Origin of the sequence: Aeromonas sp. 61P (assembly GCF_051919545.1) — a bacterium.
Lineage (GTDB): Bacteria > Pseudomonadota > Gammaproteobacteria > Enterobacterales > Aeromonadaceae > Aeromonas > Aeromonas veronii.
In genome coordinates this window covers 3,577,228-3,593,499 of record NZ_JBQBEL010000001.1, presented here as the reverse complement: position 1 = coordinate 3,593,499, position 16,272 = coordinate 3,577,228, and the positions used below count along the sequence as shown (strand labels likewise).

The following is a 16,272-nucleotide window of genomic DNA, read 5'->3' as shown; positions in this document are numbered from 1 at the left end:
TGATTATTCTGATACGCTCTAAGCAAGATAACTCTCCATGGAATGAGCGATGAGCTACTTGATCCTCGGAAGTGGTGCGCTGGGCTCGGCGCTGGCAAGAGAGCTGATGGCAAGGGGGGAGTCCTTCCTGCTTGCCGGGCGCACCTATCCAAAAGGGATCGAGATGGGGGCCTTCTTCCCGCTGCAAGAGGTGGACGCCATCTCGTTCGACGCCCTGTTTACCCTCTACGACACCGATCCGCTTCCCACTGTGGTGATCAACACCATCGGCCTGTTGCACGATGTCAGCTTTATGCCAGAGCGGCGGGTCGAAGAGGTGCACCCCAAGTGGCTGTGCGACAGCCTGCTGGCCAATGCCTGGCCAACACTGGCGCTGGCTGCCCGTTTCAGTCGGTTGATGGGCAATGACCATCCGCTGTGGCTCTGTGCCATCTCTGATCTGGCGGGCTCCATCACCTCCAATCTGGAGGGGGGGCGTTACAGCTATCGGATGAGCAAGGCGGCCCTCGACATGGGGGTGAAAACGCTGGCCCTCGAGTGGGCGCAGCGTTTCCCGCAAGCAGGGGTGGTAGCCGTTGCGCCCGGCTTGATGGACTCCCCGATGAATACCCCCTTTCTGAGCGAGTTGCCCGCGGATCAATTGCAGGATCCTGCCGAGGTGGCGGTGAAACTGCTCAATCTCATCAAGGGGTTATCATTGACTCAATCGGGCCAGCTACTGGATCTCAACGCTCAGCCGCTGCTTTGGTAAATCCCGCCAGCGGGTTCTACGGACGTCTATTGGCTTCACATTCTGCTCATGCGCCCCTTGCCAAGCGAGGGGCGCATGGCTAACGTCACTCTCCTGTTTCAGGAGGGATCTCATGCGCTATATCGATTTACGAAGTGACACCGTCACCCAGCCTACTGACGCCATGCGTCAAGCCATGCTCCACGCCGAAGTGGGTGACGATGTCTATGGTGAAGATCCGGGCGTCAACGCGCTGGAGGCCCATGGGGCCAGATTGCTGGGCAAACAGGCGGCGCTGTTTGTGCCGTCCGGCACCATGTCCAATCTGTTGGCGGTGATGAGCCACTGTCAGCGCGGTGAGGGGGCCATCCTCGGCAACGCCGCTCACATCTATCGCTATGAAGCGCAGGGGAGTGCCGTGCTGGGCTCCGTAGCCCTGCAACCCTTGCCGATGCAGCGCGATGGCACGCTGGCATTCGATGATATCAAGGCTGCGCTGGCCCCTGATGATGCCCACTTCGTCCAGACTCGCCTGATCTGCCTTGAGAACACCCACAACGGCAAGGTGCTGCCGCTCTCCTATCTGCAGGAGATGGGGGCATTCGTTGCCGAGCGCGGCTTGAAGCTTCATCTCGATGGCGCCCGGCTCTTTAACGCCGCCGTGGCCAGCGAGACCCCGGTCGAGGTGATCGCTGCACCGTTTGACAGTATCTCGATTTGTCTCTCCAAGGGGTTGGGGGCACCGGTGGGTTCGCTGCTGGTGGGCAGCCACGATTTCATCGCCCGTGCGCGCCGCCTGCGCAAGATGCTGGGAGGTGGCATGCGTCAGGCGGGGATTCTGGCGCAAGCCGGTCTGTTTGCCCTCGAGCAGCATGTGACCCGCCTGGCCGATGATCACCGCCGTGCCAAACGGCTGGCCGAAGGGTTGGCTGCACTGCCGGGCATCGAGCTCGACCTCTCGCTGGTGCAGAGCAATATGGTGTTCCTGCGGCTGCGTGAGGGGGAATCGGCCCCTCTGCTCGCTTTTATGAAGGAGCGAGGGATCCTCTTCTCCGGTTACGGCGAGCTGCGGCTGGTGACCCATCTGCAAATCAACGATGACGATATTGAAGAGGTGATCGACGCCTTCACCGAGTATCTCGGAGCGCGTTGAGACGGCTGGTCAAGTAGAGGTTATACCAAGACCTGTTCATACCGAAATAACAGAGGGCGCCGCGGCGCCCTCTGTTATTTGCTGCAAGCTCAAGTCTGCCGCTGGCCGCTCATCAGCATGGCCTCATCGGTGGCATCGTAGATCATCACCGCGATGTGGGTCACCTGACCGCCGAAATCGGCCAGTGGCACCAGGGTCAGGTTCTGGAACATGTGGGGGGCCGAGCCGGTAATGGGGCGGTAGTTGGAGAAACGCAGCAGATAGGGCTTCTGCTCCCAGGTGCTGAAGGCGCGGTTGTTGAGTTTGAAGACCATGTTGGCCTTGCGTTCGAACCAGGCTCTGTCCACATCGGGGAAGAGCTCGAACAGTACGCCATCGCGCACGTCACTGGCCAGTCGGCCGCTGTGGCTCTCCATAAAGCCGTTCCACACCTGAACCTTGTACTCCTTGTCGAGCACTACCAGGCCTACGTCCAGGTTCTGGACTATGTTCATCAGCCAATGAAATTCACGGATTTCCATAGTCACTCCTAGAGCATGTGCATGATTTTGTTGTTCATGGTGGCGATGGAATCTTCGGTAAACAGCAGCAGCAGATCACACTGCACCGCGTAATCCTGGATCCGGTAGTTGATCTCGATGGCAAGGGTACGGCGCCAGCGACTCTTGTTGGTGTTGATCAGCTCGTTGATGGGTCTGTGCTGGCCGAGCACCACCGGGTGCCCCTGACTGAAGGGGGTGTCGAGCTGGTTGGCGTAGCCGCGCAGGAAGGCGCCGATTAGCACGTTGGCGGTATCCATCAACAGCTCCAGTTCGGCGGTGCGATCCAGCGTCCCCTGATGGTTCATCAGCTTGGCCAAATCTTTGAAGCTGGAGTCATGGAACAGGATCAGCGCTTCACCGGCGATCCCAGCACCGATAAACCCCTGACAGACGGCGGAGAGGGTATCCGAATCCGCAGCCGCCGAGAGGGCCATGTGCAGCTCGGAGACCTCTAGCACGTTGACGTTGGGGATAGGCAGTACCACGAAGGCGTTGAGCAGACGAGCCAGCAAGTCGGCTGCCTGACCCATGGAGACGTTGGCCAGCTCCTGATAGACATCGCGGATTTCGGGGGTGATCTTGACGCCTGCATCGGCTACCACGCCGCTTGTCAGCTGCTCGGGGGCGCTTGGTTGACCGCTCGGGGCGGCACTCCAGAAACCATGCTTTTTGAGCAGGGCTAGCAGGGTCTCGGGGGCCGCGGGTTTCTTGATGAAATCGAGCGCACCCAGCCCCATGACCCGTTGATAGGCCTCTGGCTGGATATCCCCAGAGACCACGATCACCTTGTTGCGCAGACCCTCCCGTTGGAGGGTCTCCAGCACGCCGTAACCGTCCATTTCCGGCATGGTCAGATCGAGGAAGATGAGATCGCCATGACCCATCAGCACCTGTTCGATCCCTTCGAGACCATTGGCTGCGTAGTGCAAATCTACTTTCCAGTCGGCCGGGAGCGCCCGCGCCAGCTGTTTGCGGGCGAACCCGGAGTCATCACATATCAATACATTCATGGCGTTAGGCAGGCTCTGTTGGCAAGGGATGCTATAAGTGTGGCCCGCTAACGGTCAGATGCAATGGGTGAGGCTATCACCTTGTGAAAATTGGTTGTCCCACTGCCGATTGCGATAGCGTGCTGAGTATTTTTCAACAAATTCAACGAACATCTTAACACGCAACGGAGCGAACTGGTGCTGGCAACACAACATGTAGAAGGGGCGATTGCCGGTTTGCCAGTCGGTCAGTACCGGCACCAGCTGCTCGTCATGGAGGAAGCTGCTCAGATAGTGCAGCGGGGCGTTGACGATCCCCAGATGACGCCGGGCTGCGCGTACCGCGGCCTGGGTCTGGTTGACGGTCAGTTTGGCGCTGCGTTTGATGCAGACGCTCTGGCCATCCTTGTCGGTCAGCTGCCAGTGCTGGTGAGGCCAGCAGTAGATGAGATCGTGCTCTTCCAGCTGGTTGGGATGGGAGGGGGTGCCCTTTTTGGTCAAATAGAGTGGTGAGGCAAACAGGCCGTACTCGATATGGCCGAGACAGATCGCATTTGGCAGCGACTGGGGCAGCTCACCGTTGAAGAACACCAGATCCCGATCATTGTCGAACAGGTGCTGGTGATCATTGGTCTGGGTGATATCGAACTGTACCTCGGGATAGTGCAGCCCGAATTCGGCCAGCATATCGATGAGGATGGTGTTGGAGAGTGCGATGGGCGCAGCTATCCGGATAAGCCCGGTGATATCGGCCTCTTGACCCTGGATCTCGCTGGTGGCCTGCTCGATTTGCGCGAGTGGCGTGCAGAGACGTTCGTAGTATCTGAGGCCATCATCGGTAAGGCGGAGCTTGCGGGTAGAGCGATGTAGCAGGGAGCAACCCAGTTGCTCTTCCAGCTGGGAAATGCGTCGACTGATGGTGCCTGTTGGCATGCCCAGTGCGGCTGCAGCGTGGGAGAATCCTCCCTCTTGCACCACCTTGACGAACAGGTAGAACTCTTCGATGTGCTTCATAAACGCTGTTCTGGGTGTAACAAGGGAGCAACCATAAAAAGAGCGTTCCGGGTTGGCAAGGGTAATTCAGCGTTTAATTGATCTGGATTCGATTTCTGTTGATACCAGTTATCCACCCGCCCGTCATCTCAGTTTCCCCACGCTGGTGATTATTTCGGCATGATGCCAAATGGTACTACGGCAGTGATGTTTGCCATATTCCCTGATTGATTCCGCTATAACCGCGAGCGAAGGCCGATATTGCAACCTGATGGAAGGGCGCCGGGTTGCTCTGCGTGCTCAGTTGGGGTGGTTTGCCATCCACAGCCAATGTGATGCAGATCATATATTCGGGTTTTGCTCATTGCCTGTTGAAAAATGAAATTGGGGTATATCAATTCCGCCTTAGTGAACTATTTTTGTCCGTTTTGGCGTTTTTTTGGCTGTTTATCCATCCGCTTGGTTAATTAATGGAAGCTTTGTGACAGAGAGTGATGACTATTTCCGCCATTGATTTAAATGTTAATAACAAATTTATCGCAGCAAATATGCAATTGCTCTTTCAAGGTCTCGAGTGGATAGCTCTTAGTGCTTGTTTTTACTGGGGAAAAAAGTTAAAAATCGACTATATGATTTGCTTGGATTAACAGGGTCCTTGGCTGAGTCCTTTGTAGTATTGCCGTACAGGCTGCCCTGTTGTTGATATCTGAAATAGTTTTGTCCGCTCTTGGCTATGTGAAAAGGGATAATGGCCGAGAGGTATTTGCACCTTGCATTCTGCAGCTAGCGGTTTGCCAGATCTGTTTTCCGGTTAACCAGTGACCATCCAGCATGAATGACCTTGACCAGATGAATACGCTTGACGAACGGTTACTGAAGACGATGGATGTTCTGCATACCCCGATCTGGGTTTATGACATCGAGCATCACCATATTTTCTGGGCAAACAGCGCCGCGCTCTCCGTGTGGGAGGCGACGTCTCTCGACGAACTCTGCTCCCGCGACTTCTCTGCCGATATGGCAACCGCCATCGATCTGCTGCTACAGCGCTATCTGGGTGATTTTCAGCAGGGGCGCAGTTACAACGAGTGGTGGACCCTCTCCCCAAAGGGGGTCAAGAAGCAGATCTATCTGCGCCTCTCCGGTATTCAACTGGCTGGCCGGCTGATGATGATGACCGAAGCGGTGCTCGACTCCGATACCCTCTATCAGGAGTCCTCGCTGGCAACCGGCGATACCCTTGCCTGCCTGTTCGATAGCCATGGTGTGTTCGAGAGTGGCAACTATCACTTCGAAATGTGTTTCGGCCACCAGATCGCCAAGCTCTCCCAGGTTTTCTCCGGCAATGATGACAGCTTCTACCAGAAGCTCTCCCGTCTCGATGAAGTGGTGACCGAGGGGGAGTGCCGTACCCTCAAGGGGATGCGCTGGTTCCAGTATCAGTTCCGCTATATCCAGCAGGGGGCCCGCATTTTGCTCACCATGCGGGATATTACCGATCGCAAACTCGAAGAGCTGGAGCATCGCCACCTCGCCTGGCACGACTCCCTGACCGGCCTGCTCAATCGGTATGGCTTGATGAAATCCCTCGAGGCCTATTGCGGGCTGGGGGAGCGTTTCGCGCTGGTGTTCATGGATCTGGACAACTTCAAGCTGGTCAACGACAACTACGGCCACAAGGCGGGAGATCGCCTGCTGGAGCGGGTCGCCGGTCGCCTCAAACAGATTTGCCCGCGGGATGTGGAGTTGGCTCGCCTCGGTGGCGATGAATTCACAGCACTGGTGCCGCTGGGCAATCAGGGGGATCGGGCGCAAGAGGTGGCCGATCAGATGCTCTCCCAGATGACCAAGCCGCTGCAACTGAGCGGGCTGCCGGAGGTGACCATCGGCGGCAGTATCGGTATCGCCATTTATCCCGATGATGCGGATGACGGGGACAACCTCATCACCCGTGCCGACATGGCCATGTATCAGGCCAAGCAGATGGGGCGGCTGCGCTGGCAGCGTTTCACCCCCAGCATGCAACAGACCCTGCAGCGCAAGCTCAATCTCAAACAGTTTCTGGCCAAGGCCATCGGCCGTCAGGAGCTGAGCCTCTGTTACCAGCCGCAGGTCGATGCCGCCAAACGGCGTCTGATTGGTTACGAGGCGCTGCTGCGCTGGTACAACCCGGTGCTCGGCCATGTCTCGCCGGTGGAATTTATCCCGCTGGCCGAAGAGATGGGGCTGATCCGCGAGATCGGCAGCTGGGTGCTCTCCACCGCGCTGGCACAGGTAGCCAGCTGGCAGAAGCGCTTCCATCAGCGAGTGCCGGTCTCCGTCAACCTCTCCGGTTTCCAGCTCTCGTCGGCGCTGCCCGGGCAAGTTCGCCAGCAGCTGGAGCTGCACGGGGTGGATGCCTCCCTGTTGACGCTGGAGCTGACCGAAACCGTTCTGATGCTCGATATGAAGGGGTGCCTCGGCATTCTCGATGATTTGAGCGAGCAGGGGATCAAGATTGCCATCGATGATTTCGGTACCGGCTACTCCTCGCTGGCCTATCTCAACCGGTTGCCGATCAACAACATCAAGCTGGATCGCTCCTTCGTGGTCGGCCTCAACTTGCCGGTGATCCGGGCGACTGCGGCCATGGCCACCAATCTGGGGTTGGGGATCATGGCCGAAGGGGTGGAGGAGCCTCACGAGCTGGCCGCACTGCAGACCCAGGGGTGCCATGTGTTCCAGGGATATCTGTTCAGCAAGCCGCTTACAGTGGCGCAAGTCGAGGCGAGCGGTTTTGTGGTGGATTGCCAGGTCGGGCGTTATCCACTGCTAGATGCCGTGATGGCAGAGTAACAAGTGTGCGTTAGGCCACAACTTGGGATTTTATTCCGCAATATTTAATCAAAATTAATCATTCTTTTGCGATCGGTCATGAGACGGATTGACTGGAATTGCTAGCATGCGACCTCGTTTCTAGGGAAAGGAGTATCGCAATAATGAGTCATGCTGCTGTCAATGACCGTCCGGCCAGCCCTCCCAAAGGTTGGCTGAACCGTTTCCTCAATGGCGTCGAGAAAGCCGGGAACAAATTACCCGACCCCGCCATGCTGTTCCTCTACGCCTTGCTGATCGTCTGGGTCGGCTCCTGGGTGTTGTCACAATTCCAGTTTGATCTGGTCAACCCCCGTACCGGGGAGGCGGTAGTGGTCAACAACCTGCTGACCGGTGCCGGTCTGGCCGAGTTCCTCTCTACCATGGTCACGACCTTTACCGGCTTTGCCCCGCTGGGGATCGTGCTGGTGGCCATGCTGGGGGTAGGGGTGGCCGAGCAGTCCGGTTTTATCAATACCGGTCTGAAAAAGTTGCTGAAAGTGACGCCTGCCCGTTTTCTCACTCCCATGCTGATCCTGGTAGCGATCGTCAGCCACACCGCCGCAGATGCGGGTTATGTGCTGGTGATCCCCATCGGTGGCATCATCTTCCACGCTGCCGGACGCCATCCGCTGGCGGGGATCGCCGCTGCCTTTGCCGGTGTTTCCGGCGGTTTTGCCGCCAACTTCCTGCCCTCCGGCGGGGATGCGCTGCTGCAGGGCTTTACCCAGTCCGCCGCTCAGTTGCTCGATCCTGACTACATGGTCAACACCCTGTGCAACATCATCTTTACCGGTGCCTCTTCGTTGCTGATCATCTGCGTCGGCTGGTTCATCACCGAAAAGGTGGTGGAGCCGCGCCTCAAGCACGTGGCGCTCAACGAGGATCTGGAGAGTGCCGACGAGATGGGGCGCTACAGCGCGCAAGAGAGCCGGGCCTTCAACTGGGCCGGGTTTGCCATGCTGGCGGCTATCGTGCTGCTGGCGCTGGCGCTCTCCCCGAGCGATTCACCGCTGCGTGCTGCCGATGGCTCCCTGACTACCTTCGCCGCGCCGGTGATGAAGTCCATTGTGCCGCTCATCTTCCTGCTCTTTATCCTGCCCGGGATTGTCTACGGCTTTGTCGCAGGCAGCTTCAAGAGTGGCAAGGATGTGATCGATGCCATGTCGGCCACCATGAACAAGATGGGCTCCTACATGGTGATGGCCTTCTTCTGCGCGCTCTTTATCAAGGCGTTTGGTGACTCCAATCTGGGCACCCTGCTGGCCCTCTCCGGTGCCGAAGTGCTCCATGCGCTGGCGCTGCCAGGTGAGGTGACTATCGTCGGGATGATCCTGCTCACCGCCACCGTCAATCTGGTAGTCGGCTCGGCCTCCGCCAAGTGGGCGCTGATCAGCCCGATCCTGGTACCCATGCTGATGGCGGTGGGGATCTCCCCCGAGCTGACCCAGGCGGCCTATCGGGTCGGGGATTCCGCTTCCAACATCATTACCCCGCTGATGGTCTTCTTCCCGCTGGTGGTGGTCTATTGCCAGCAGTATGTGAAGAGCACCGGGATCGGTACTCTGGTCTCCATGATGTTGCCCTACTCACTGGCCTTCCTGGTGAGCTGGACGATTTTCCTGCTGCTCTACTGGGCGCTCGGCTTCCCGCTCGGGTTGCAAGCCCCTTACGTCTATCCGGCCCCTTAAGCTGGGTGTGCGAGGGAGCCTTGGGCTCCCTCGTTTTTTTCGCTATGGTGTTACCTCATTTTGGAGGTGCCATGAATCAGACCATCGATCTTATCCTTTCCCATCGCTCCATTCGTCAGTTTAGTGCCGAGCCGATCGCCCCGCAGCAGCTGGATGCCATACTCGCCGCCGCCCAGTCCGCCTCAACCTCGAGCTTTTTGCAGGTGACCAGTATTGTGCGAGTCTGCGAGCCCGAGGCGCGTCAGCAGTTGGCCATGCTGGCGGGCAATCAACCCTATGTGGTGCAGGCGGCCGAGTTTCTGGTGTTCTGCGCCGATTACCACCGCCACATCCAGATCGTGCCCGAGGCCCAGACCGGCTATGCGGAGCAGTTGCTGATCAGAGCCATCGACGGTGCCCTGATGGCGCAAAACGCCTTGCTGGCGGCGCAGTCGCTGGGGCTGGGCGGGGTCTATATCGGCGGCATTCGCAACCATCCGGCCGAGGTGAGCGAACTGCTCGGCTTACCCCATCAGGTGATCCCGCTGTTTGGCCTCTGCCTTGGTCATCCTGCCCAGCAGCCGGAGCAGAAACCCCGTCTGCCCAGGGGATTGGTGGTGCATCAGGAGCGCTACCAGCACGAGCTGGATCGCGACCTGCTGGCCCGGTACGATCAGCAGATCGCGGACTACTATCAGGCCCGCAGCAGCAACAACAAACAGCAGACCTGGAGCGGTCAGATCCGCGCCATTCTGGGCAAGGAGTCCCGCCCTTTCATGCTGGGATTCCTGCAATCGCGGGGCTTTAACCTCAAGTAATAGCGCTGATGGGCGATACTATGGGGAGGTGACCGTCATGGTCATCATCCCCTTATCCTGCAATCTCTCCCTGAGACCGGGGGCACAGCTTGGTGACAAATCGTGGGCAAGGGGGGATCTGCAGGCTACCTTAAGTGGGTAAGCTGTTGTAGGATCACGCAATTGGATAGGAACAGGGGTTTGGACATCCTATGATTTTAACTTTGGTATTGCTGTCTATTGGCGCACTCCTGTTTTTGGTTATCGCCTATAACGTGGTGCAGCAATATAAGCAGAAGGCAGAGGCGGACAAGCGTCACGCCGTTGCCAGACACAAGACGGTGGCTGACGAGACCGAAGAGGTGTTGCTGAACGTCAATCTGGTGCCTTTCTCCAAGAACATGGTGTTGCTGTTGCAGCACCGGATCCTCGATGCCTATCGCGCCATCGCCCAGGTGATGCCGAATAATCAAATCAAGCAGCGCATCGTCGATGTGCAGACCCAGATCAAGAATGTGCAGGAGAACTACAGCGTTCAGGATGAGGGGCAGTTCAAGACCCCGGAGTCCGATCGTCAGGCGATCCAGATGCTGCAGCTGGTCAAGAAGATGCGGGCTGTGCTGCGGGTCGAGCACAACAAGGGCAAGATTGACCCGCAAGGGTTTGCCCAGGAAGAGCGCCGCCTCGAGCTGATGCAGCTCAAGATCAATATCTCCAATCTGGTCAAGCGGGCGATGGATGCCCGCATTCAGGGCCAATATGGTACATGCCGCCAGCTCTATACCAAGGGTCTGTCGGCCATGGCGAGCGTGGGCGACAAGGATCCCTATCTGCTGGCCCGTGAAGAAGATATGCGTCAGGGGCTCAAGGAGCTTGAAGAGCTGCAGCAGCAAAACAGCGCGCAGGATCTGCAAAACATCAAGGACAAGGAAGCCGACGAGCTTGATGTCCTGTTTCAACCCAAGAAGCGGTAAGCATGTCCCACCCACTCGATTCCACACTGGGGCCAATGGCCCCATTTGTTTCTCAGCTGTTGGCCGAACTGGCCGCCAGTGGCGTCACAATTTCCCGGCCAACGGTCGATCACCTCTGTTATCGGGCGGCTACCCTGCAGGAGTACCGCGCGCTATGTGCTGTGCTGGCTGAGGCAGGTACCTTGCTGGTGGAGGGTATGATTGGCGGACGTCCCATCGCCACTTATCAGTTGCATCAGCCGCTGTTGGCTGGTGAGGTACAGGTACCCTGTATCGAGCTGGCTGCACCGAAACCGGGTCGCGTCCATCAGGCGGGGCTGGAACATATCGAGCTGGTGGTCACTTCACTGCAAGATCTGGTAGCGTGCTATCCCGAGCTGCCATTCAAAACCGGCAACATGCAGGATACCCGCAACCCCGATATTGGCCTGATGTTGCCTTCCGGCCAGATCAAGTTTCATCTGCGCCCGCTGGCTGAGGTGATCGCCGAAGAGGTGGCGACCGGTGCTGTGGTCGCGGTGCCTGCGGATTATTTCGATCAGGAGTGATCCTGCGCTCAATGCGGTGCGAGCCTGACAGGCTCTTGAATAACGCAGCAAAAGGGGTCACCGGTGTGACCCCTTTTGTTATCTGGCGGTGCTGGGTTGCGAGAGCGCCATCTGCTCGTGGGTGACCCTGTTTGCGCTGAGCCCGTTACCCGTGTCGGTGGGGTTGCTGGGCGGGCAGTGGCGATTGGCTTCGCTGCTTGAGACGGCCGAGCCAGAGGCTCAAGCCCGCCGTCAGGATGAGGACCAGTTCAATCCCCATGACCAGACCGCCTAGCTCACCCTGCTCCCAGAAGGGGTGCAGGTAAAGTCCCCCCAGACTGGCTCCCAGATAGTAGGCCACCAGATAGAGGGAGGAGGCGAGGGCGCGGTTGTGTTCGACATGATGACCGACCCAGGCACTGGCGCAGGCGTGTGCCAGGAAAAAGCCGAAGCTGGAGATCAGCAAGCCCACTCAGGATCCCGGGCAGGCTAGCTTGCAGCAGCCACAGACTGCCGAGGGCCATCAGGGCGATCCCGACCAGCAGCATGCGTTGTGCCCCCCAGCGATTGGCAAATCGGCCGCTCAGAGAGGAGGCCACCGTCCCTGAGAGATAGGTGAGAAACAGCATGCCGAGCCACTGGGTGGGCAGGGAGAAGGGGGGCTTGGCCAGCAAGAAGGTGAGATAACTGAACTGGTTCAGAAACACCATAAAGTTGAGCCCGCCGATAAGGTAAGCCCCTACCAGCAAGGGATTGGTCAGGTGTTGTTGCAAGGCGCGGGCAAATTGGCCGCGAACGGGGGCGCTCGCCACAAAGCGGGTCTGATGGGGCAGCAGCCAGAAGACCAGCGGCAGCAGTAACAGGCTGATTACACCGATCCCCAGAAAGGTATGCTGCCAGTCGCCAAACCAGCCCGCCAACAGACCGCCGACCACTCGACCGGCAATGCCACCGAGGGAGTTGGCGGCAATATAGACCCCCACCGCCGAGAGCAGCGCCCGTTTGCTGAACTCTTCCCCCATATAGGCAATCGCGGTCGCGGGCAGTCCTGCCAGCAGCGCGCCCTGCAGGATGCGTAGCAGCAGCAGGGTGCCAAACTGCTCAACCAGCGGGATTAACAGTGAGAGCAGGACCGCCAGGGTGAGGGTACCCAGCATGACCTGCCGACGGCCATGGCGATCCGCCAGTCTGGCGCAGATCAGCAGGGAGGCGGCGAGGCCTGCAGTGCATCCTGCCAGGGTCCAGCTGGCCGAGAGGGAGTTGACCGAGAAGACCTCGGCAATCAGGGGTAACAGGGGATGGGTCTGGTAGAGGTTCAGAAACACCAGAAAAGAGCCCAGGCTGAGGGCCAGGGTTGCACGTATCCACTCGCGACTTCCAACTTCAATCATTGCGTATTGTCCTGACTACTTTTGGTCAGGGTAGAGTCCTTGCGGTTATAAATATAATATATTTAAGTTATCTATCCCATAAGATTAATTGATACATGGATCTGAAACAGCTCACCTATCTGCTGGCGGTCAGGGATGCCGGCTCATTTACCAAGGCAGCTAACAGTCTGCATGTGGCACAACCGGCCATCAGCATGGCCATCGCCAAGCTGGAGCAGCAGCTCGAATTGCGGCTGTTTGATCGACAGGACCGGGCGGTACGGCTCACCCCTGAGGGAGAGGTGCTCTGTCGCCATGCCGAGCGTCTGTTGCTGCAGATGCATCAGGCCGAGGCCGAGATGGCCGAGCTCAAGGGGCTGGAGCGGGGGGAAGTGCGGATCGGGATCCCCTACATGATGGGCTCCTACTATTTCCCCCCTCGTCTGATGGCCTTCAAGCACCGCTACCCCGGCCTCAAGATCCGGGTCGAAGAGGCCGGTACCCGCGAGCTGCTCAGCCGGATGGTGGATGGCTCCCTCGATCTGGCCATTCTCATCACTAGTGATCTCCCCCCTGCCATCGAGGGGGCACATCTGCTGAGCGAAGAGATGTTGATGGTGGTGGGGGACGATCACCCCTTGCGTGGCGCATCGGCCGTCACCCTCTCGCAGTTTTTCGCTCAGGAGCTGGCGCTATTTCGCCGTGGTTTTTACCACCGGGAGCATATGGAGGCGCTGGCCCAGAGCCTGGGCGTTGAACCCGATATCGCCTTCGAGAGCAATCTTATCCCTCTGCTCAAGGCGGTGGTGCGGCAAGGCTTTGCGGTGACCACCTTCTTGCGCATGGTGCTGGAAGAGGAGCCGGATCTGAGTGGTGTACCCTTCGACCCGCCCATCTACCTAGACCTCTGTGTGGCGTGGCGGCGTGGTGATCCGCTCTCTATGGCCAACCGTGCCTTGCGCGATTTCCTACTCAAGGATCGCCCGGCCTGATGGCGGCGGGTCATTGCTGAAAGTTTGTTACTATTAACGGTGGGTTCGCTTGAGGGCTACACCATGAAATTGCAGCAATTGCGCTATATCGTCGAGGTGGCGAACCACAGGCTGAATCTGTCGGCCACCGCCGAGAGCCTCTTTACCTCCCAGCCCGGGATCAGCAAACAAGTGCGGATGCTGGAGGATGAGCTGGGGATCCAGATCTTCGAGCGCAGCGGTAAACACCTGACCCAGATCACCCCCATCGGTCGGGATGTGATCAAAGTGGCCGCCGAGGTGCTGGACAAGGTCGCCACCATCAAAGTGATGGCCAGGCAGCATGTGCATCCGGAGCAGGGAACCCTCACCATTGCGGCTACTCATCTGCAAGCCCGTTATATTCTGCCCGCCATCCTCAAGGGTTTTATGGCCCGCTTTCCCAAAGTTGCCGTAACTGTGATGCAGGGGAGTGCGACGCAGTGCCGCGCAGCCGTGCATGATGGCGCTGCCGATCTGCTGCTTGCCGATGAACCGGAGGAGGGGAGCGAGCTGCTCATGCTCCCCTCTTTTCAGTGGCAACGGGGCTTGGTGCTGCCCAAGGATCATCCGTTGGCCAAAGCAACATCGCTGACCCCGGCCGAGCTGGTGGAGTTTGCATTGGTGACCGATGGAAGGGCGCTCTCTGCTGCACATGGCACTGATTGTGCTCATGCCGAGAGCCGGATCGCCTGCTGTGCGAGCGACAGCGATGTGCTCAAGACCTATGTCAGACAAGGAATGGGCATCGGGGTGATGGCAACTTTTGCCTGGGAGCCCCAGCGCGATGGCGATCTGGTGCTCAAAACGGCGCCCTGGCTACCAGGCGGTGTGGCCGCTATCGGGTTGCGCAGAGGGGCGTTTTTATGCGGCTATCTCTACGATCTGATTGAACGTCTCGCGCCGCAATTGACCCGCGAGCGGGTCGAACAATACTGTGCTGCCCGCACTGGCGAAGAGCTTGAAGCTCTGCTGGCCAATTTGATCGTACCACTTAGATAGCTTGGGTTGATGTGTGGTCGTCCCAAGAAAAACGCCTCCGATTGAGAGGCGTTTGACTATCTGGTATTCGTCAATGCAGGCTCACTTCTTCAGCATATGATCAAGCTTGTTGGCCTTGGTCGACAGATAGAACTCGTTGTGGGGATTGCGTCCTTCCTGCAACGGTACCCGTTCGGCCACCGGAATACCGAAGGATTCCATCGCTTTCATCTTGCGCGGGTTGTTGGTCATCAGTTTGAGAGACTTGACCTCAAGCTGCTTGAGCATATCGGCGCAGATGGTGTAATCGCGCATGTCGGCGGCGAAACCAAGGGCTACGTTGGCCTCCACGGTATCGGCCCCCTGATCCTGCAGGTGATAGGCGCGGATCTTGTTGAGCAAGCCGATGCCACGGCCCTCTTGACGCACATACAGCAACACGCCACGACCGGCTTTGGCGATATTCTCCATGGCCGCCTGCAACTGGAAACCGCAGTCACAACGCAGGCTGAACAGGGCATCGCCGGTCAGGCACTCTGAGTGGATCCGGCCCAGCACGGGCTCGTCACCGGTAATGTCGCCCATCACCAGTGCGGCGTGGTCTTTGCCTGTGCCGGTTTCCTGAAAACCTACCAGCGTGAAGGTGCCCCAAGGGGTTGGCAATTTGGATTTGGCCACGAGGGTAACGCTGCTCATAGGTTGCTCCTTACTACTAACGGCTCAAAAAAGGGGGCCAGTTTAGCGCGCCTTGTCAGGAACGACCATAAGAACAAGTCCCTGCATTGCTTAATGAAATCTCCAAATGAGATACAAGCACAGCTGTCCGGCGGGGTTTTGGCCCTTTGTGCGGATTGATGACTGCCAGGCTCACCACATTCGGGTATAATCGGCGCCCATTAACCCACCCCTTCGGGATGGGAGCAACACAGTGCAGGAGAGAAGTTATGCCTCAGATGGCCCCCGTAATGACAATTGATGGCCCCAGTGGTGCAGGTAAAGGCACCTTGTGTCAGCTGCTTGCTGAGAAGCTGGGTTGGCACTTGCTGGACTCGGGCGCCATCTATCGGGTGTTGTCCCTGGCCGCCCTACATCACGATGTAGAGCTGGACAGTGAAGCCTCACTGGTGCCACTGGCTGCCAATCTGGATGTGCAATTTCAGGTTGAGGGCGATCTGGTCAAGGTGATCCTGGAAGGGGAAGATGTCTCCCGCACCATCCGCACCGAAGAAGTGGGTAATGCTGCCAGTAAAATCGCCGCCTTCCCCCGGGTGCGCGAAGCATTGTTGCGCCGTCAGCGTGCTTTTCGTCAGGCCCCGGGTCTGATTGCCGATGGTCGTGACATGGGCACAGTTGTTTTCCCCGAGGCCGAGGTGAAGATTTTCCTCGACGCCAGTGCCGAAGAACGGGCCCAGCGTCGCTATAAGCAGTTGCAAGATAAGGGCTTTGATGTTAACTTTGAGCGTCTTTTAACCGAGATTCGGGAACGTGACGATCGCGACAGAAATCGCGCTACTGCACCGCTGAAACCGGCAGAAGATGCTCTGGTGGTAGACTCTACCGCCATGACCATAGATGAAGTGCTGGCAACAGTACTCGCCTATGCAGAGCAACAACTTGGTGATGCCAGCGCAAGCTGACATCCGGTCGTCTGCACCAAGGATGGCGCAGATTATTTAAAACAGC

14 protein-coding genes and 1 pseudogene are annotated in these 16,272 nt (G+C 58.1%); 10 read left to right on the top strand and 5 right to left on the bottom strand.

Annotated elements, in window-relative coordinates:
- Positions 1 to 49: 49 nt before the first annotated feature.
- Both ACTG2O_RS16870 and ltaE read left to right on the top strand, forming a co-directional pair.
- Positions 50 to 751, top strand: a complete 702-nt coding sequence (locus ACTG2O_RS16870; protein ID WP_019444709.1) for a short-chain dehydrogenase — start codon at positions 50 to 52, stop codon at positions 749 to 751.
- Positions 752 to 863: 112 nt separating this feature from the next.
- A complete protein-coding gene (ltaE, locus tag ACTG2O_RS16865; RefSeq protein ID WP_019444708.1) occupies positions 864 to 1,883 on the top strand; it encodes a low-specificity L-threonine aldolase in 1,020 nt (339 codons plus the stop codon).
- Between the two features lie 89 nt (positions 1,884 to 1,972).
- Here the strand turns inward: ltaE and ACTG2O_RS16860 are convergent, their stop codons facing one another.
- Genes ACTG2O_RS16860 through ACTG2O_RS16850 form a run of 3 tightly spaced genes read right to left on the bottom strand, consistent with a single transcriptional unit; the run spans position 1,973 to position 4,428 of the window.
- The gene (locus ACTG2O_RS16860) at positions 1,973 to 2,404 is read right to left on the bottom strand and encodes a PAS domain-containing protein (RefSeq protein ID WP_019444707.1); all 432 of its coding nucleotides are present in this window, start codon (positions 2,402 to 2,404) and stop codon (positions 1,973 to 1,975) included.
- A gap of 8 nt (positions 2,405 to 2,412) precedes the next feature.
- Positions 2,413 to 3,435 (bottom strand): response regulator, encoded by a 1,023-nt coding sequence (locus ACTG2O_RS16855; protein ID WP_019444706.1) that lies wholly within the window; start codon positions 3,433 to 3,435, stop codon positions 2,413 to 2,415.
- 54 nt (positions 3,436 to 3,489) lie between these two features.
- The gene (locus tag ACTG2O_RS16850) at positions 3,490 to 4,428 is read right to left on the bottom strand and encodes a LysR family transcriptional regulator (protein ID WP_005337171.1); all 939 of its coding nucleotides are present in this window, start codon (positions 4,426 to 4,428) and stop codon (positions 3,490 to 3,492) included.
- A gap of 861 nt (positions 4,429 to 5,289) precedes the next feature.
- On the opposite strand from ACTG2O_RS16850, the gene ACTG2O_RS16845 reads away from it, so the two are divergent.
- The 5 genes from ACTG2O_RS16845 (at position 5,290) to ACTG2O_RS16825 (ending at position 11,249) form a co-directional block, all read left to right on the top strand.
- Complete coding sequence (locus ACTG2O_RS16845; RefSeq protein ID WP_019444704.1) at positions 5,290 to 7,242, top strand: putative bifunctional diguanylate cyclase/phosphodiesterase; 1,953 nt, start codon at positions 5,290 to 5,292, stop codon at positions 7,240 to 7,242.
- Positions 7,243 to 7,385: 143 nt separating this feature from the next.
- The gene (locus ACTG2O_RS16840) at positions 7,386 to 8,951 is read left to right on the top strand and encodes an AbgT family transporter (protein WP_005346513.1); all 1,566 of its coding nucleotides are present in this window, start codon (positions 7,386 to 7,388) and stop codon (positions 8,949 to 8,951) included.
- Between the two features lie 71 nt (positions 8,952 to 9,022).
- Positions 9,023 to 9,748 carry an oxygen-insensitive NADPH nitroreductase gene (gene nfsA, locus ACTG2O_RS16835; protein ID WP_439976364.1) on the top strand — a complete coding sequence of 242 codons (726 nt, stop codon included), beginning with the start codon at positions 9,023 to 9,025 and terminating at the stop codon, positions 9,746 to 9,748.
- A gap of 191 nt (positions 9,749 to 9,939) precedes the next feature.
- Positions 9,940 to 10,701: a DNA repair protein gene (locus tag ACTG2O_RS16830; protein ID WP_439976363.1), complete on the top strand. Its 762-nt coding sequence runs from the start codon at positions 9,940 to 9,942 to the stop codon at positions 10,699 to 10,701.
- 2 nt (positions 10,702 to 10,703) lie between these two features.
- Entirely contained in the window at positions 10,704 to 11,249 is a 546-nt protein-coding gene (locus tag ACTG2O_RS16825) for a VOC family protein (protein WP_026034845.1), read from the top strand.
- Between the two features lie 145 nt (positions 11,250 to 11,394).
- Here ACTG2O_RS16825 and ACTG2O_RS16820 read toward each other — a convergent pair.
- Positions 11,395 to 12,619, bottom strand: a pseudogene (locus ACTG2O_RS16820) (MFS transporter).
- Between the two features lie 95 nt (positions 12,620 to 12,714).
- Between ACTG2O_RS16820 and ACTG2O_RS16815 the strand changes: the two are divergent.
- Both ACTG2O_RS16815 and ACTG2O_RS16810 read left to right on the top strand, forming a co-directional pair.
- The gene (locus ACTG2O_RS16815) at positions 12,715 to 13,590 is read left to right on the top strand and encodes a LysR family transcriptional regulator (protein ID WP_019444700.1); all 876 of its coding nucleotides are present in this window, start codon (positions 12,715 to 12,717) and stop codon (positions 13,588 to 13,590) included.
- A 63-nt stretch (positions 13,591 to 13,653) separates the two neighbouring features.
- The gene (locus tag ACTG2O_RS16810; protein WP_019444699.1) at positions 13,654 to 14,610 is read left to right on the top strand and encodes a LysR substrate-binding domain-containing protein; all 957 of its coding nucleotides are present in this window, start codon (positions 13,654 to 13,656) and stop codon (positions 14,608 to 14,610) included.
- 81 nt (positions 14,611 to 14,691) lie between these two features.
- On the opposite strand, the gene ribA is transcribed toward ACTG2O_RS16810, so the two are convergent.
- The gene (gene ribA, locus ACTG2O_RS16805) at positions 14,692 to 15,285 is read right to left on the bottom strand and encodes a GTP cyclohydrolase II (RefSeq protein WP_005351157.1); all 594 of its coding nucleotides are present in this window, start codon (positions 15,283 to 15,285) and stop codon (positions 14,692 to 14,694) included.
- A 248-nt stretch (positions 15,286 to 15,533) separates the two neighbouring features.
- Between ribA and cmk the strand changes: the two genes are divergently transcribed.
- Positions 15,534 to 16,226 carry a (d)CMP kinase gene (gene cmk / locus ACTG2O_RS16800; protein ID WP_019444698.1) on the top strand — a complete coding sequence of 231 codons (693 nt, stop codon included), beginning with the start codon at positions 15,534 to 15,536 and terminating at the stop codon, positions 16,224 to 16,226.
- Positions 16,227 to 16,272 lie beyond the last annotated feature (46 nt).

Bases quoted from the DNA above. Each gene is read 5' to 3' on its own strand.
- ACTG2O_RS16870 (WP_019444709.1), top strand. From the start codon at position 50: ATGAGCTACTTGATCCTCGGAAGTGGTGCGCTGGGCTCGGCGCTGGCA.
- ACTG2O_RS16825 (WP_026034845.1), top strand. From the start codon at position 10,704: ATGTCCCACCCACTCGATTCCACACTGGGGCCAATGGCCCCATTTGTT.
- ACTG2O_RS16860 (WP_019444707.1), bottom strand. From the start codon at position 2,404: ATGGAAATCCGTGAATTTCATTGGCTGATGAACATAGTCCAGAACCTG.
- ACTG2O_RS16840 (WP_005346513.1), top strand. From the start codon at position 7,386: ATGAGTCATGCTGCTGTCAATGACCGTCCGGCCAGCCCTCCCAAAGGT.
- ACTG2O_RS16830 (WP_439976363.1), top strand. From the start codon at position 9,940: ATGATTTTAACTTTGGTATTGCTGTCTATTGGCGCACTCCTGTTTTTG.
- ACTG2O_RS16810 (WP_019444699.1), top strand. From the start codon at position 13,654: ATGAAATTGCAGCAATTGCGCTATATCGTCGAGGTGGCGAACCACAGG.
- ACTG2O_RS16815 (WP_019444700.1), top strand. From the start codon at position 12,715: ATGGATCTGAAACAGCTCACCTATCTGCTGGCGGTCAGGGATGCCGGC.
- nfsA (WP_439976364.1), top strand. From the start codon at position 9,023: ATGAATCAGACCATCGATCTTATCCTTTCCCATCGCTCCATTCGTCAG.
- ACTG2O_RS16855 (WP_019444706.1), bottom strand. From the start codon at position 3,435: ATGAATGTATTGATATGTGATGACTCCGGGTTCGCCCGCAAACAGCTG.
- cmk (WP_019444698.1), top strand. From the start codon at position 15,534: ATGCCTCAGATGGCCCCCGTAATGACAATTGATGGCCCCAGTGGTGCA.
- ltaE (WP_019444708.1), top strand. From the start codon at position 864: ATGCGCTATATCGATTTACGAAGTGACACCGTCACCCAGCCTACTGAC.
- ACTG2O_RS16845 (WP_019444704.1), top strand. From the start codon at position 5,290: ATGGATGTTCTGCATACCCCGATCTGGGTTTATGACATCGAGCATCAC.
- ribA (WP_005351157.1), bottom strand. From the start codon at position 15,285: ATGAGCAGCGTTACCCTCGTGGCCAAATCCAAATTGCCAACCCCTTGG.
- ACTG2O_RS16850 (WP_005337171.1), bottom strand. From the start codon at position 4,428: ATGAAGCACATCGAAGAGTTCTACCTGTTCGTCAAGGTGGTGCAAGAG.